The following is a 14,226-nucleotide window of genomic DNA, read 5'->3' as shown; positions in this document are numbered from 1 at the left end:
CCCGGGCGGGCGGCGGGTGGCGACTGGGGTACGGCGGCGCGGGCGCCGGGCACCGGCTGCACGCCGCGGCGCGGCGGCTGCCCGGGTGCGGGGCCGGCGGCGGGTGGCCGGTTGTCCGGGCGACGCTCCGCTGGTGGCGTCTCCCCGGGCCAGGGCCCGTCGACAGGTCGACGGGCGGCGGCACCGCCCTGTTCAGGCTGGCGCGAGGCCGGCGGCGCCGGGGACTCCGGGGCACTGCCGCGCGCACCGGCCGGCCCTCCCGCCGTACGCGCTGTGGGTTGTGCCGGCGGCCCGGCCGGGTCTGCCGGCGGCATGCCCCCGCGCTGCCGGTTCGGCTCCGCCGGCGCGCCGTCCGGGCCCAGCTCGGTGCGTTGCTGCTTGGCCGAGCGGAGGTCGTCGATCCAGCCGAACTCCTCGCCGGCGACCGGCTCCTCCGGCTCGGGCTCAGCCGCCCGGCCGCGACCCCAACGGCGGGTCTTGGCGCGGGGATCGCGCCGCTCGTCCGGGCCCTCGTCCGGGCGGTCCCCACCACGCGATCTCACTGTTGACCCTCTCCTGCGGCGTCGGTGCCGCTGTCCTGCATCGTGCCGGGGGCATCCGTGCCCGTCGTCGGACGGGCGGCCCCCGGGGATAGCGCTGGCGCGGTCTGCGCCGTTACGGACGGCTCGGATGTCGGCGTCTGCGGACGCCCGGCAGGAGCCGGCAGACCGCGCACGATCCGGCGCAGCAGCGGCAACCTGCCGGCCACCGACCGCTCCGCGCCGTGCGGGCTGGGCTGGTAGTAGTCGGTGCCCACCAGGTCGTCCGGGACGTACTGCTGGGTGACCACGCCGCGCTGATCGTCGTGCGGGTAGCGGTAGCCGGTCCCGTGGCCCAACCCTCGGGCACCGGCGTAGTGCGCGTCGCGCAGCCCGCGTGGCACCGGGCCACCGCGACCGGCCCGGACGTCGGCGATGGCGGCGCCGATGGCGGTGGTGGCCGAGTTCGACTTGGGCGCGGTGGCCAGGTGGATCACCGCCTGGGCGAGGTTGAGCTGCGCTTCGGGCAGCCCGACGTACTCGACCGCGTGCGCGGCGGCCGTCGCCACGCTCAGCGCCCCGGGATCGGCCATGCCGACGTCCTCGCTGGCGAAGATGACCAGACGACGGGCGATGAACCGGGCGTCCTCACCGGCGACCAGCATGCGGGCCAGCCAGTGCACCGCCGCGTCCACGTCCGAGCCGCGCATGCTCTTGATGAAGGCGCTGACCACGTCGTAGTGGGCGTCGCCGTCGCGGTCGTAGCGCACTGCCGCCACGTCGACGGCCTGCTCAGCGGTGGCGAGGTCGATGCGCCCACCGCCGAGGGCCGTCGCGGAGGCCGCCGCCGCCTCAAGGGCGGTGAGTGCCTTACGGACGTCGCCGGCGGCCAGCCGGACCAGGTGATCCTCGGCCTCGGTGGTCAGGGCCAGTGCGCCGTCCAGGCCACGCTTGTCGGCGACCGCGCGGCGCAGCAGGCCCCGCACCGCCTCGTCGTCCAACGGTTGCAGGGTGAGCAGCACGCACCGCGACAGCAGCGGTGAGATGACCGAGAAGTACGGGTTCTCGGTGGTGGCCGCCAGCAGGGTGACAGTGCGGTCCTCGACGGCGGCGAGCAGTGAATCCTGTTGGGTCTTGCTGAACCGGTGCACCTCGTCGATGAAGAGCACGGTCTGTGGGCCACCGGAACGGCGCTGGCGGCGTGCCGCCTCGATCACCGCCCGGACGTCCTTCACCCCGGCGGAGAGCGCCGACATGGCGACGAAGCGGCGGTCGGTGGCACCGGCCACCAGGTGGGCGATTGTGGTCTTGCCGCTGCCCGGCGGGCCCCAGAGGATCACCGACATCGGAGCCCCGCCGGAGACCAGTTGCCGCAGGGGTGCGCCGGGAGCGAGCAGGTGCTCCTGCCCGACCAACTCGTCGAGGGTCACCGGGCGCATCCGGACGGGCAGGGGCGAATCGTCGGCCACCGCGGTGAAGCCGTCGACACCGGCGGGACCGTCGGGCGCGCTGCGCGACCCGGCGGGTTCACCGAGGGAGAAGAGGGCGTCGGACTCCATCACGAAGACAGTACCGGGCCGGGCCCACGACGCCGGAATCGCGCCGCGGGCCCGCCACCGGTGATCGGTTCCGGTCAGCCACGCCCGGGGCGACGGCCCCGGTACCAGCGGCCGCCGCCACCGCCGCGCGGGCCGCTGCCCACACCGGCCAGGTAGAGCGAGAGGAGAAGGAGCCCGATGAGTACGAGGGTGTTCCAGTTGAACAGGTCCGGCGCTCCGAAGTCGGTGCCGAGCAGGTCGAGCAGCAGGGCGAAGCCAAAGACGATGGCCGCGAGAATGGCGAGCATGTCGGTCCTCCGGTGGGGGTTCCCAGTAGGTCGGCGCGTGATGTACCCAATCGGTCGACTCGCCAATCTCCACGGTGGATGCACCAGTGCCACGGCCGCCCGGTCCCGCTCAGCTCGATCCGCCTCGCCTGACCGGCCTGAGGCGGTCAGGCGAGGAGTGTTCCCTACCGGTCGGCGGCGGGAACTGGGACCGGGGTCGGCTCGACGGCGGGTGCGGCCCGACGGCCGGCCAGCCAGGCGGGCAGGTAGAGCGGGGCGGCGACGGCCAGCACCACAGCGCCGACCACCATCGTGGTGCCGACACTGGTGGCAGCGGCGAGCGCGGTCAGCGCCACCCCACCGAGCGCACCGGCCGGCTGCGCCATCATCGAGTTCAGCGAGAGCACGCTGGTCCGGTACGGGCCGTCCACCTGCCGGTGCAGCAGCCCGTTGTGCAGCGGGTTGGACGCCCCGTGCACGGCGTAGCAGGCCAGGTACGCCACCAGCACCCCGACCGGCCCGGCGAACAACCCCATCCCGACCACCGTCACACCCTGCAGGATGCGCAGCAGCGCCGCGCCCGGGGCAGCGCCGAACCAGCGCAGCAGCAATGGGGTCAACGCCGCGCCGGCGGCCGAGGCCAGCCAGGCGACCGAGTTCGCCGGCCCGAGCAGCGCGGCGGCGCGTTCCGGGTCGCCGATCACCTCGGCCAGCCGTACCGGCAGCAGTGACTCGAAGGTGACCATGCCGAAGCCCCAGAACAGCTCCACCGCGACCAGCGCCAGCAGCACCCGGGACCGGCGCAGCAGCCCGAGCGCCTCGCCGATCATCCGGGGCGCCTGGGCGGCCGAGGTCCGCAGCGCCGCGACCCCGGTGGCCGACCGCTGCTCGACCAGCAGCACTACCAGTGCGACGAGCGCCGCCGCCTGCGCGACGATGGCGGCCAGGACAGGCACCGTGAGCGCGCTGACCGGCCCGATCGAGCCGAGCGCGATCAGACCGCCACTGAGCAACGCGCCACCACCGATCGCAGCGCCGACCACGGTGCCGGCATGCCCGAGGCCACGCTCGTACTCGGCCTCCGCGTCGACAGCCAGCGTGGCGTCGACGTACCAGGACTCCAACGGGCCGCTGTCCAGCGCCCGGTAGACCCCCTGCAGGGCCCAGACCAGGAAGAACAGCCAGAACGAGTCGGCCACAGCGAACAGCGCCAGCGAGGCGAGGTTGAGCACCCCGGCGGCGAGAAGCACCGGTCGGCGGCCGATCGCGTCGGCGATCCCGGCGGTGGGCAACTCCAGCGCCAGCACCAACAGCCCCTGCGCGGTGCCGACCAGACCGATCTGCGGCAGCGACAGGCCCCGCTCCTGCATCAGCAGGATCATCACCGGAATCATCAGACCGGTGGGCAGCCAGCGCAGGCCGTAGAGCGTGAGGTAACGACGTCGAATCTGACGTACGGTCAGCGCGCTCATGACAATCCCTCACTTCTCGACTGCGGGGCTCGCAACACCGGCTCACTCCTCGCGCTCATCAGAGGCCCTCGCGCAGCGGGTAGGCGGCCAGGAAGATCTGCACGGGCTGGGCCTCCGGATCGGTCGGGTCCGCGGTTTCGGCCTCCTGGCGGTACCGCTCCAGCAACTGCCACACCTCGTTCTTGAGTTCGTCGAGCCGGGCCGGTGGGATGGTCATCAGGGTGTCGCTCATGCCGAAGCCGTCCCGCCAGGCCGGTGACCATTCGTGCTGGGTGGCGAACCAGCGGTCGGCGGTCTCGGCGAGGAGACGCACCTGGTCGCCCTGAATCCACTCGATCGCGGCCCGGGCGTCGGGGTCGTCGTCGAAGTCGGACGGCTCCCAGTTGGTGACGTCGTGCGCCGCCTGCCACCATCGTTGCCGCCCGCTGCCCCGGTCGGGGTCCTCGATGACGAGCCCGACCTCGGCGAGTTGGCGCAGGTGGTAGCTGGTCGCGCCGGTGTTGGTGCCGAGCAGTTCGGCGAGGGTGGTCGCGGTGGCGGGCCCCTTCACGCGCAGCGCTCCGATCAACCGCATTCGTAGCGGGTGCGCCAGCACCCGGACCTGCCGTTTGTCGATCCGCACCTCACGCAGCGCTGGCTGCGTGACGTCTTCGTCGTTCGCCATGACTGCACACTATCTCTGCACAGTTTCTATGCACAAGTGTTGTGCATAGAAACTGTGCATCTATCTCTCCGCGATCTTGCGGTTTCGGTCTTCGTCTCGCTCACTGAAGACCCTTTTGTCGCCACCGGAAGTGCAAGATCGCGGGGGGTGGGACGGCCGCGCGCTTGGGGTGGGGCGGGTTAGTGCGCCAGGAGTTCGCGTACCCCGCGCAGCCGGGTGCGCAACAGGGCGGCGGCGCGGGTGGAGTCGAGGCGTACGTCAAGGGGGCGCACCAGCCCGGTGGCCGCGCTGGTGGTGGTCTTCAGCCCGGCCGGATCCAGGCCGTATCGCGCGGCCACCAGCAGGCCCAGCTCGGCCCGGCTGACCGCGTCCGGGCCGGCCACGTTGAGCAGACCGGCGTACGTCGAGGCGACCAGCTCCAGCACGGCGTCGGCCAGGTCGGTGACGTCGATCGGGCAGCGCAGTTCGTCGCTGAACAGGGTGGCCCGGCCGGCGAGCGCGTCCCGGCAGAGCTGGATCTGCTTGCTGCCCTCCCCCACGATCAGGGAGGTCCGCACCAGCGCCGCGCTCGGGTCGATCGCCCGTACGGCGGTCTCGGCCGCCGCCTTCGCGGCACCGTACGCGTGCACCGGCGTGGGTGGTTCGTCGTCGGCGTACGGCACGGGTCGTCCGGCGTGCAGCGCGTCGCTGGACACGTGCACCAGCCGGGCACCCACCTCGGCGGCGGCGAACGCCACGTGGGCGGCCCCGTCGGCGGTGACCGCCCAGTCGCCGTACCGATAGGGGGTCCCAACCACGGCGTCCGGCCGCACCTCGGCGACCAGCGCGCGCACGGCGGCCCGATCGGTCACGTCCAGCCGCCGCGCCACGACACCCGGCACAGCGATCTCACCCGAGTGAAACGTCCCCACCACCGAGAGCCCGGCGTCGACCCCCCGCCGACAAACCGACCGCCCCAGTAACCCGCTACCCCCGACGACAAGCACCCGCATCCCGGCCCACTCCCCCACAGACGATCAAGAGGTTTGCGTCATCTCGCGGGGCGATGATGACGCAAACCTCTTGATCAACCAAGCGAAGGGCGGGCGGCGGTGGGTGGGGTCAGAGGGGTCAGACCGGGTCGGCCACCGGGGCTGCCGGGCCTGCCGTGCCGGTGTGGGCCGTCGCGGGGGGCTTGGGCTTGGCGTCGATACCGGCCTCGGTGCGCTGCTGAGCGGTGATCGGGGTGGGTGCGCTGGTCAGCGGGTCGAAGCCACCCCGGGTCTTCGGGAAGGCGATGACCTCACGGATGGAGTCGGCACCGGCGAGCAGCATGCAGACCCGGTCCCAGCCGAAGGCGATACCGCCGTGCGGCGGCGCACCGTACTTGAACGCCTCCAGCAGGAAGCCGAACTTGTCCTGCGCCTCCTCGGGAGTGATGCCGAGCAGGTCGAAGACCCGCTTCTGCACGTCACCCCGGTGGATACGGATCGACCCGCCGCCGATCTCGTTGCCGTTGCAGACGATGTCGTACGCGTACGCCAGGGCGCGGTCCGGAGCCTCCTCGAACCGGTCGACCCACTCCGCGTTCGGCGAGGTGAACGGGTGGTGCACTGCCGTCCAACCGCCCTCGTCCGTGCGCTCGAACATCGGCGCGTCGACCACCCAGCAGAACGCCCAGGCACTCTCGTCGATCAGGCCGGACCGCTTGGCGATCTCGACGCGGGCCGCCCCGAGCAGTTCCTGCGCCTCCCGGGTGGTGGCGCTCGCGGCGAAGAAGACCGCGTCACCCGGCTTGGCCCCGACCGTGTCGGCGAGCCCGCCCAGGTGCTCGGCGGAGAGGTTCTTCGCCACCGGGCCACGTGCCTCGCCGGTCTCGGCGTCCAGCACCACGTACGCCAGGCCGCGCGCGCCACGCGCCTTCGCCCAGTCCTGCCAGCCGTCCAGCTCCTTGCGGCTCTGCGCCGCACCACCCGGCATCACCACCGCGCCGACGTAGCCGCCCGCGTCGATCGCCCCGGCGAAGACCCGGAACTCGGTGCCGCGCAGGTACTCCGTCAGCTCGGTCAGCTCGACGCCGTAGCGCAGGTCCGGCTTGTCCGAGCCGTACCGGGCCATCGCGTCGTGCCAGGTGATCCGTGGGATCGGCCCGGAGATCTCGTGCCCGGCCAGGTCCTTCCAGAGCGTCGAGACGATCGCCTCGCCGAGGTCGATCACGTCGTCCTCGGTGACGAAGGACATCTCGATGTCGAGCTGGGTGAACTCAGGCTGCCGGTCGGCGCGGAAGTCCTCGTCGCGGTAGCAGCGGGCGATCTGGTAGTACCGCTCCATGCCGCCGACCATCAGCAGCTGCTTGAACAGCTGCGGCGACTGCGGCAACGCGTACCAACTGCCGGGCTGAAGCCGCACCGGCACCAGGAAGTCGCGGGCGCCCTCCGGCGTCGAGCGGGTCAGCGTCGGCGTCTCGATCTCCAGGAAGTCACGCTCGTGCAGCACGCCCCGGGCGAGCTGGCTGGCGCGCGAGCGCAGCCGCAGCGCGTTCGCCGGGCCGCTGCGGCGCAGGTCCAGGTAGCGGTACCGGAGTCGGATGTCGTCGCCGGCCTCGATCTGGTCGTCCACCGGCAGCGGCAGCGGCGCCGCCTCGGAGAGCACCTCCAGCTCCACGACGGTCACCTCGACCTCACCGGTGGGCAGCTCCGGGTTCTCGTTGCCGGCCGGGCGGCGGGTCACCTCACCGACGACCTTGACGCAGAACTCGTTGCGCAGCGCGTGCGCATCTTCCTCGCGGAACACCACCTGGACAACACCGGAACCGTCGCGCAGGTCGACGAAGATGACCCCGCCGTGGTCGCGGCGGCGGGCCACCCAGCCGGCGAGCGTCACCGTCGAGCCGGCGTCCGCGGCGCGCAGGCTTCCGGCATTGTGGGTACGGATCACGGCTGGCAACTCCTCATCGTGGAACAGTCCTCCCAGGCATTCTGTCAGGGGTGGCCGCTCCGCCTCCGGGCACCCGGCAGGCCGGCACGATTCGCTGGTGGGGTGGACCGGCGAACCCGACTCCCCCGGCAGCCGCGCCGGTTAACGTGGCGAAATGCGGCCCGTACCAAACTGGGCCGTCGCCACGGCGGCGGCGGCGCCCGTGCTGCTGGTGGCCGGTTGGACGGTGGCTCAGGCCCGACAGCCCGTCGGGTACGACCCGATCCGGGACACCATCAGCGAGCTGGCAGGACAGGACGCCACCGACGCCTGGATCATGGTGGTGGCCCTGGTGCTGCTCGGCTGCTGTTACCTGTCTGTCGCCGCCGTCCTGCACGCGGCCGGGCTACCCAGCCGCTTCCTGCTCGCGGTCGGTGGCGTGGCCACCATCGCGCTGGTCGCCTTTCCCCGGCCGCCGGTCGGCGGCTCGCTCAGCCACGGCGTCGCGGCGACGGTGGCCGTCCTCGCCCTGGTGCTCTGGCCGGCCGGCTCGGCACTGCGGCTGCCGCGCGGCCACGACACCGAGCACCCCACCCGACCGGAGCCGCCCTGGGCGTTCCGCCGGACGGTCGGGCTGAGCGCCACGCTCGTGCTGCTCGCGCTCTTCGGATGGTGCGCGTTCGAGGTGACAAGTGGGTCCCGCACCGGGCTGGCCGAACGGGTGACGGCGGTGGCGGTCTCCCTCTGGCCGCTGCTGGCGGTCCTCTCCGCCCGGCGGGCGCACCTCGCCTGGTCGGTCGGCGGCACCGTACGCGTCGGCCCGGACCTGCCGACCATCGGCGTCGTACCCCCGGATCCCCTCGGACCACCGAGCGGGCCCGCTCCCGGACGACCCGACCGGCTGTGACGGGTCCTCGCCCCGCCTGATCCGGCCTCGTCCCCGCCTGATCCGGCCTCGTCCCCGCCTGATCCGGCCCCGTCCCCGCCTGATCGGGCCTCGTCCCCGCCTGATCGGGCCTCGTCCCCGCCTGATCGGGCCTCGTCCCCGCCTGCACCGGCGTCCGCACCGTCGACGCGTCGGCACCGGGCGCGCGCGGCCGGGGAACTCCGCCGATCGCGCCGCTACGATCGCCCGATGTCCGCCGTTCCCCGTTGGACCCTGCTGTCGGCCGGTGGCGCACCACTGTTCCTCGTCGGCGGCTGGACACTGGCGCAGGCCGCCCAGTCCGACGGATTCGACCCGGTGCGGCAGACCATCAGTGCGCTTGCCGCCGCGGGCGCGGACCATCGCTGGATCATGACGATCGGGCTCGCCGGCCTGGGCCTCTGTCACCTGGCGACCGCGTTCGGCCTGGTCAGCGCCGCACCGATGGGCCGAGCGCTGCTGGCGCTGGGTGGGCTGGCGACCCTGGTGCTTGTCGCGTTCCCGCAGAACCCGGACGGTGACTCGACGACGCACGCCGTGGCCGCCGGGGTCGCGTTCGGGGCGTTGGCCGTCTGGCCGGCCCTGGCGGTGCCCCGTCGGGGCGCACCGTCGCTCGATCGGGAGCGCGACCGCCCGCCGGCCCCCGTACGCCGGGCGGCGCTCGCGGCGGCGGTGGTCCTCCTCGGGCTGGTCGGCTGGTTCGCCGTCGAGCTCCTCACCGGTGGGGCGTGGACCGGGCTGACGGAGCGGCTGGCGGCGGCCGCCGAGGCGGGCGTACCGCTGGTCGCAGTGCTGGTCTCCCGGCGGCGGCCGAGGCCGTCCCGACCCGGCTGAGCGCCGTCGCGTCCGCCCGGTGTCGGCGGGGTTCGGTGGCCGTCGACGCGACGCGGGCCGCCGGAGAGTTCCGGCGGCCCGCGAGTGGTGCGTGGATCAGAAGACGCTGACGCCGTAGCGGCTGAGCGCCTCGGTGACCGGCTGGAAGTAGGTCGTGCCACCGGTGCGGCAGTTGCCGCTACCACCGGAGGTCATGCCCAGGGCGGTGCCGCCGGCGAAGAGCGAGCCGCCGCTGTCGCCCGGCTCGGCGCAGACGTTGGTCCGGATCAGACCGGAGACCGAGCCCTCGGCGTAGTTCACCGTGGCGTTGGTCGCGTTCACCGAGCCGCTGCGCAGGCCGGTGGTGCTGCCGGAGCGCTGCACCGACTGGCCGACCGACGCGTTGCCGGAGCCGGTGATGTCGCGGAAGCTGCCGTTGTAGAGCGAGACGTTACCGGCGGCGTTGGCCGAGTTGTTGTGCCGCACGATGCCGTAGTCGTTGCCCGGGAAGCTGGTGCCGGTACGGGTGCCGAGCAGCGAGGTCTGGGCGGAGTTCGAGTACCAGCTGGCCGAGATGTTGGTGCAGTGCCCGGCCGTCACGAAGTAGTAGGTGCTGCCACTGCGCACGTTGAAGCCGAGCGAGCAACGCCCGCCCCCGCCGGCGTAGATGGCCTGGCCGCCGGAGATCCGGGTGCTCAGCACGCCCGCCTCGGCCTCGACCCGGACCGCGCCGTTGGCCCGCGCGGCGGCGGCCTTGACCCGCTCCAGCTTGGCCCCGGTGACGGTGCTGTCGACGGAGACGACGACCTGGTTGGTGACCGGGTCACTCCACCAGGCGGTACCCGGGATCTTGGCGGAGCGCTCCAGCTCGGCCGTGGCCCGGTTGAGCTCGGCGGCGCCGCGGGTGACGTAGCGGACGACGGCGCCGGCCTTGCTCGCCTTGCTGGCGGCGGCCGCGTCGGTCACCGTGACGACGGATTTGCCGCTGGCGTCGATGTACGAGCCGGCGGAGCGGTCGCCGAGTTCCGCGGAGATCGCGGCGGCGGCGTCGGGGGACGCGGCAGGAGCGGCCTGGGCGGGCGCGCCGATGAGCGAGCCGACGACCAGGGTTCCGGAAACGGCGACTGTGGCCGCAACGCGGAATGTTGACCTCGTGGGTCGCATGTAACAAACCTCCTGGGCGGGGGAGCGGGTCTGCCGGGGGCGGCTGACCCGAGGGCAACCCGGCCGATCTGGGGAAACCGGCCGGATGAGACTGAAGTATTCACATACTTAAGATCATTAACAAGGGTTGAATTCGTCCGGATTCACCGACCTCGGTTGGCCACGCGGCCGCAACACCCCCGACACGCTGGCGAACAGCCACCGTCACACCCAACCGACAGCCGGCCACATTCGGCGCGCACGGTCATCGATGTCTGCCCGCGCCGGGCGTCGGGTGCACCGCGCACAGGAGGGCACGGCGAGGCGCCGCGCGACGGGCGACGGGGACGGGCGCCTGGGCGTCAGGGTGCGATGGGCAACGGACGTCTCGGGGTGCGGCGGGCTCGGGTCAGGGGGTACGGCGACGGGCGCCGGGGCCAGGACTGGGCACCACGTCGCGGGGCTGACCCACGTCGTGCCCGTCGGCGCAGCGAAGTTCGGCGCGTACCGTCGCGCCGCAGTCGCGGTGCGTGACACTGAGCGGAGACCCCTCCGCGTCGGCGAGGTACCGGTCGCCCCAACCGAGCACGGCGACCAGCACCGGCCACAGATCCAGGCCCTTCTCCGTGAGCCGGTACTCGTGGCGCAGCCGGCTGCCGGGCTCCCGGTACGGCTCGCGACTCAGCACGCCCTGCTCCACCAGGCTGGCGAGCCGGTTGGTCAGCACCTGGCGCGGAATGCCGGTGCGTACCCGCATGTCGTCGAAGCGGCGTACTCCGGTGAACACCTCGCGGAGCACCACAAGGGTCCACCGCTCACCGAGGACCTCCATCGCGCGGGCGATGGTGCAGTTCTCCACTGACCAGTCCAGAGCCGCGGGTCGCATCCGACCAGGCTAGATCTCGTTGACAGACTCAGCAACCTGCTGCCAGGCTGCGTCCATGACGCAGACGCAGGAACCAGTGCGCAGCCGTACCTTCACCTGGGCGGACCCGTCGGTCAACGCCGCCCAGGTCGGTCGACGCAGCGGCCTGGACATTCTCCGGGCGATGATCGCCGGCGAGCTGGCCGCGCCGCCGGTGATGCACCTTCTCGACATGGCCAGGATGGAAGCCGACGAGGGCCGGGTCGTCGTCGAGCTGACTCCCCAGGAGTTCCACTACAACCCGCTCGGCAGCGTCCACGGTGGCGTGCTCTCGACCCTGCTGGACACCGCCGCGGCGTGCGCGGTGCACACCACGCTGCCCGCCGGAGTCGGCTACACCTCGCTGGACCTCAACGTGAAGTTCCTCCGCCCGGTCACCGTGGACAGCGGCATCCTGCGCTGCGAGGGCACTGTGCTGCAACGCGGCCGCCGTACGGCCCTGGCCGAGGCCCGCATCACCGACGCCGCCGACCGCCTGATAGCCCACGCCACCAGCACCTGCCTCCTCCTCCCCCTCCCCTAACCCACCCCCACCCCCAACCCCACCCCCAAGACCCCCAACCCCGCAGCCCTCTGGGTTGATCATGAAGTTATTGCGCCGACACGCCGACCCGAGTGGCAATAACTTCATGATCAACGGGGTGGGGTGGGGGGTGGGGTTGGAGGGGTGGGGGGTTTAGCGGAGGGCTAGGCGGGCGGCTCGGGCGTCGCGCTTCTCCTCGAAGCGGCTCGCGGCGCGGTCCAGGTTCTCCAGCTGGGCGGCGAGCTGCTCGCGGGCGGCCTCACCGTCGGCGTTGAGGCCGGTCACGTTGAAGACGTCCCACTGACGCAGGACCGGCTGCAGCACCTCGTCGCGGTGCTGGCGCAGGTCGTAGATGCCGGCCAGGGCGATCGCCACCGACTTGCGGGCGAACCCGTCGATGCCGCTGCCCGGCATCTGGAAGTCGTCCACCACGTCGGCGACTGCCCGCATGGCCTGGCTCGGGGCCAGCTCGAACGCGGCCGCGAGCAGGTTGCGGTAGAAGACCATGTGCAGGTTCTCGTCGGCGGCCACCCGGGCCAGCAGCGCCTCGCAGGTGGGGTCGCCGGTGGCCTTGCCGGTGTTGCGGTGCGAGATCCGGGTGGCCAGTTCCTGGAACGAGACGTACGCCAGCGAGTGCAGCACCTCGTCGCCGTGGGCGTTGGTGTAGCCCTCCGACATGTGGGTCATCCGGGCCCGCTCCAGCGCCACCGGGTCGACCGCCCGGGTGACGGTCAGGTAGTCGCGGATCGCGACGCCGTGGCGACCCTCCTCGGCGGTCCACCGGTGCACCCAGGTGCCCCACGCGCCGTCGCGACCGAACAGAGTGGCGATCTCGTGGTGGTACGAGGGCAGGTTGTCCTCGGTCAGCAGGTTCACGATCAGCGCGGTGCGGGCCACGTCCGGGATTGTGGAGTCGGTCGGTGACCACGCCTCGCCGCCGAGCGGGCCGTCGAAGGTCCGCCCCTCGCTCCACGGCACGTACTCGTGCGGGAACCACTCCTTGGCGAGCGAGAGGTGGCGGTCCAGGTTGCGTGCGACAACCGGCTCCAGCTCGACGAGCAGCGCGGTCTGGCTCACTGTGGTGCTGACGGTCACGAGAAACTCCCTACGGTGGCGTAACTTACGCTACCGTAGGTCCCCGCGGCCGTCAGCGCCAGTGGGGACACTCAACCGACAGTGGGTTTGAGGTCTGCCAGGGGTGGCGTCCACTCCCCCGCACCGGCGGTGACCTGCTCACCGGAGCGGATGTCCTTCACCTCGTCCGGCGCTCCCTCGGCACCGGGGAACCAGACGTACGGGATGCCACGCCGCTCGGCATAGCGGATCTGCTTGCCGAACTTCGCCGCGCTCGGCGACACCTCGGTCGGCACCCCGCGCCGCCGCAGCGCCTCGGCCACCCGGTTGCTGGCCGTACGCTGCTCCTCGCTGGTCACCGCGACGAGCACTGCGGTCGGCACCTCCCGCGAGACCGACAGCTCCCCCGCGCCGAAGAGCAGACCGAGCAGCCGGGTCACGCCGATCGAGATCCCCACCCCCGGGTACGAGACGGCGCCGGCGCTGGCCAGGTTGTCGTACCGGCCGCCGGAGCAGATCGAGCCGAAACGCTCGTAGCCGCGCAGCTGGGTCTCGTAGACGGTGCCCGTGTAGTAATCCAGCCCACGGGCGATGCGCAGGTCCGCCACGCAGAGGCCGGGCGAGTGCTCGGCGGCGGTATCCACCACCCGGACCAGTTCCTCGATGCCCTCGTCGAGCAGCGGGTCGCTCACCCCGAGCGCCCGGACGGCATCGGCGAACGACGCGTCCGGGGCGGAAATCTCGGCCAGCGCCAGGCACGCCTTTGCCTGCGCCTCGCTCGCCCCGGCGGTCTGGGCCAGCAGGTCGGCCACCTTCGCCGGGCCGATCTTGTCGAGCTTGTCCACGGCCCGCAGCGCCGCCTCCGGGTCGGTCAGGCCGATGCCCCGGTAGAAACCCTCGCAGATCTTGCGGTTGTTGACCTGGATCGTCACCGGTGGGATCGGCAACGAGCGCAGCGCGTCCCCGATGACCAGCGGCATCTCCGCCTCGTGGTGCGCGGCCAGGGTGTCCCGGTCGACGATGTCGATGTCGGCCTGGACGAACTCCCGGTAGCGCCCCTCCTGCGGCCGCTCGCCCCGCCACACCTTCTGAATCTGGTAGCGGCGGAACGGGAAGCTCAGCTTGCCGGCGTTCTCCAACACGTACCTGGCGAACGGCACGGTCAGGTCGAAGTGCAGGCCGAGCTGGTCGTCACCACCGGCACCCTCGGCGTCGGCGTGCAGCCGCCGGATCACGTAGACCTCCTTCGAGGTCTCGCCCTTGCGCAGCAGCTGGTCCAGCGGCTCCACGGCGCGGGTCTCCAGCGGCGCGAAGCCGTACAGCTCGAAGGTGGCCCGGATCCTGTCGAGCACGAACTGCTCGATCATCCGCTGGCCGGGGGTCCACTCCGGGAAGCCGGAGATGGGCGTGGGCTTGCTCATCGGCGTACTCCTTGCGGTTCCGCGCCGG

The 14,226-nt window shown here is 72.3% G+C and carries 13 protein-coding genes and 1 pseudogene; 3 read left to right on the top strand and 11 right to left on the bottom strand.

Features of this window, described 5'->3' with window-relative positions:
- The 7 genes and pseudogenes from AB0K35_RS19090 to aspS all read right to left on the bottom strand — a co-directional run.
- Nucleotides 1-542: pseudogene (locus AB0K35_RS19090) on the bottom strand (hypothetical protein); the annotation flags it as partial.
- On the bottom strand, nt 539-2,077 hold the full coding sequence (locus AB0K35_RS19085) for a replication-associated recombination protein A (RefSeq protein ID WP_238669224.1): 1,539 nt from the start codon (nt 2,075-2,077) through the stop codon (nt 539-541). The gene AB0K35_RS19085 and the pseudogene AB0K35_RS19090, both read right to left, overlap by 4 nt.
- A gap of 74 nt (nt 2,078-2,151) precedes the next feature.
- A complete protein-coding gene (locus AB0K35_RS19080; protein ID WP_124855015.1) occupies nt 2,152-2,364 on the bottom strand; it encodes a hypothetical protein in 213 nt (70 codons plus the stop codon).
- Nucleotides 2,365-2,528: 164 nt separating this feature from the next.
- The gene (locus AB0K35_RS19075; protein WP_363886563.1) at nt 2,529-3,815 is read right to left on the bottom strand and encodes an MFS transporter; all 1,287 of its coding nucleotides are present in this window, start codon (nt 3,813-3,815) and stop codon (nt 2,529-2,531) included.
- Nucleotides 3,816-3,873: 58 nt separating this feature from the next.
- The gene (locus AB0K35_RS19070; RefSeq protein ID WP_238669222.1) at nt 3,874-4,479 is read right to left on the bottom strand and encodes a helix-turn-helix domain-containing protein; all 606 of its coding nucleotides are present in this window, start codon (nt 4,477-4,479) and stop codon (nt 3,874-3,876) included.
- A 179-nt stretch (nt 4,480-4,658) separates the two neighbouring features.
- Entirely contained in the window at nt 4,659-5,471 is an 813-nt protein-coding gene (locus tag AB0K35_RS19065; RefSeq protein WP_238669221.1) for a sugar nucleotide-binding protein, read from the bottom strand.
- A gap of 118 nt (nt 5,472-5,589) precedes the next feature.
- Nucleotides 5,590-7,395 (bottom strand): aspartate--tRNA ligase, encoded by a 1,806-nt coding sequence (gene aspS / locus AB0K35_RS19060; RefSeq protein ID WP_238669220.1) that lies wholly within the window; start codon nt 7,393-7,395, stop codon nt 5,590-5,592.
- A gap of 154 nt (nt 7,396-7,549) precedes the next feature.
- On the opposite strand from aspS, the gene AB0K35_RS19055 reads away from it, so the two are divergent.
- Together AB0K35_RS19055 and AB0K35_RS19050 are read left to right on the top strand one after the other, a co-directional pair.
- Nucleotides 7,550-8,281 carry a DUF998 domain-containing protein gene (locus AB0K35_RS19055; protein WP_238669219.1) on the top strand — a complete coding sequence of 244 codons (732 nt, stop codon included), beginning with the start codon at nt 7,550-7,552 and terminating at the stop codon, nt 8,279-8,281.
- Between the two features lie 228 nt (nt 8,282-8,509).
- Nucleotides 8,510-9,133: a DUF998 domain-containing protein gene (locus AB0K35_RS19050; RefSeq protein WP_238669218.1), complete on the top strand. Its 624-nt coding sequence runs from the start codon at nt 8,510-8,512 to the stop codon at nt 9,131-9,133.
- A 96-nt stretch (nt 9,134-9,229) separates the two neighbouring features.
- Here the strand turns inward: AB0K35_RS19050 and AB0K35_RS19045 are convergent, their stop codons facing one another.
- Nucleotides 9,230-10,276 (bottom strand): S1 family peptidase, encoded by a 1,047-nt coding sequence (locus AB0K35_RS19045; protein WP_238669217.1) that lies wholly within the window; start codon nt 10,274-10,276, stop codon nt 9,230-9,232.
- 388 nt (nt 10,277-10,664) lie between these two features.
- Nucleotides 10,665-11,141 (bottom strand): helix-turn-helix domain-containing protein, encoded by a 477-nt coding sequence (locus AB0K35_RS19040; RefSeq protein WP_238669216.1) that lies wholly within the window; start codon nt 11,139-11,141, stop codon nt 10,665-10,667.
- 55 nt (nt 11,142-11,196) lie between these two features.
- On the opposite strand from AB0K35_RS19040, the gene AB0K35_RS19035 reads away from it, so the two are divergent.
- Complete coding sequence (locus AB0K35_RS19035) at nt 11,197-11,703, top strand: PaaI family thioesterase (protein ID WP_238669215.1); 507 nt, start codon at nt 11,197-11,199, stop codon at nt 11,701-11,703.
- A 153-nt stretch (nt 11,704-11,856) separates the two neighbouring features.
- Here AB0K35_RS19035 and AB0K35_RS19030 read toward each other — a convergent pair whose 3' ends face one another.
- Entirely contained in the window at nt 11,857-12,798 is a 942-nt protein-coding gene (locus AB0K35_RS19030; RefSeq protein ID WP_238669214.1) for an acyl-ACP desaturase, read from the bottom strand.
- Nucleotides 12,799-12,869: 71 nt separating this feature from the next.
- On the bottom strand, nt 12,870-14,198 hold the full coding sequence (gene hisS, locus AB0K35_RS19025) for a histidine--tRNA ligase (RefSeq protein ID WP_238669213.1): 1,329 nt from the start codon (nt 14,196-14,198) through the stop codon (nt 12,870-12,872).
- Nucleotides 14,199-14,226 lie beyond the last annotated feature (28 nt).

Source organism: Micromonospora sp. NPDC053740, assembly GCF_040677775.1.
GTDB lineage: Bacteria > Actinomycetota > Actinomycetes > Mycobacteriales > Micromonosporaceae > Micromonospora > Micromonospora alfalfae.
Note: the sequence above shows the minus strand (reverse complement) of the source record. Positions and strands in the feature narration are given on the sequence as shown.

What these genes read in the sequence shown, in the direction of transcription:
- AB0K35_RS19085 (WP_238669224.1), bottom strand. Translation starts at nt 2,077, where the DNA reads ATGGAGTCCGACGCCCTCTTCTCCCTCGGTGAACCCGCCGGGTCGCGC.
- AB0K35_RS19080 (WP_124855015.1), bottom strand. Translation starts at nt 2,364, where the DNA reads ATGCTCGCCATTCTCGCGGCCATCGTCTTTGGCTTCGCCCTGCTGCTC.
- AB0K35_RS19075 (WP_363886563.1), bottom strand. Translation starts at nt 3,815, where the DNA reads ATGAGCGCGCTGACCGTACGTCAGATTCGACGTCGTTACCTCACGCTC.
- AB0K35_RS19070 (WP_238669222.1), bottom strand. Translation starts at nt 4,479, where the DNA reads ATGGCGAACGACGAAGACGTCACGCAGCCAGCGCTGCGTGAGGTGCGG.
- AB0K35_RS19065 (WP_238669221.1), bottom strand. Translation starts at nt 5,471, where the DNA reads ATGCGGGTGCTTGTCGTCGGGGGTAGCGGGTTACTGGGGCGGTCGGTT.
- AB0K35_RS19055 (WP_238669219.1), top strand. Translation starts at nt 7,550, where the DNA reads ATGCGGCCCGTACCAAACTGGGCCGTCGCCACGGCGGCGGCGGCGCCC.
- AB0K35_RS19050 (WP_238669218.1), top strand. Translation starts at nt 8,510, where the DNA reads ATGTCCGCCGTTCCCCGTTGGACCCTGCTGTCGGCCGGTGGCGCACCA.
- AB0K35_RS19045 (WP_238669217.1), bottom strand. Translation starts at nt 10,276, where the DNA reads ATGCGACCCACGAGGTCAACATTCCGCGTTGCGGCCACAGTCGCCGTT.
- AB0K35_RS19040 (WP_238669216.1), bottom strand. Translation starts at nt 11,141, where the DNA reads ATGCGACCCGCGGCTCTGGACTGGTCAGTGGAGAACTGCACCATCGCC.
- AB0K35_RS19035 (WP_238669215.1), top strand. Translation starts at nt 11,197, where the DNA reads ATGACGCAGACGCAGGAACCAGTGCGCAGCCGTACCTTCACCTGGGCG.
- hisS (WP_238669213.1), bottom strand. Translation starts at nt 14,198, where the DNA reads ATGAGCAAGCCCACGCCCATCTCCGGCTTCCCGGAGTGGACCCCCGGC.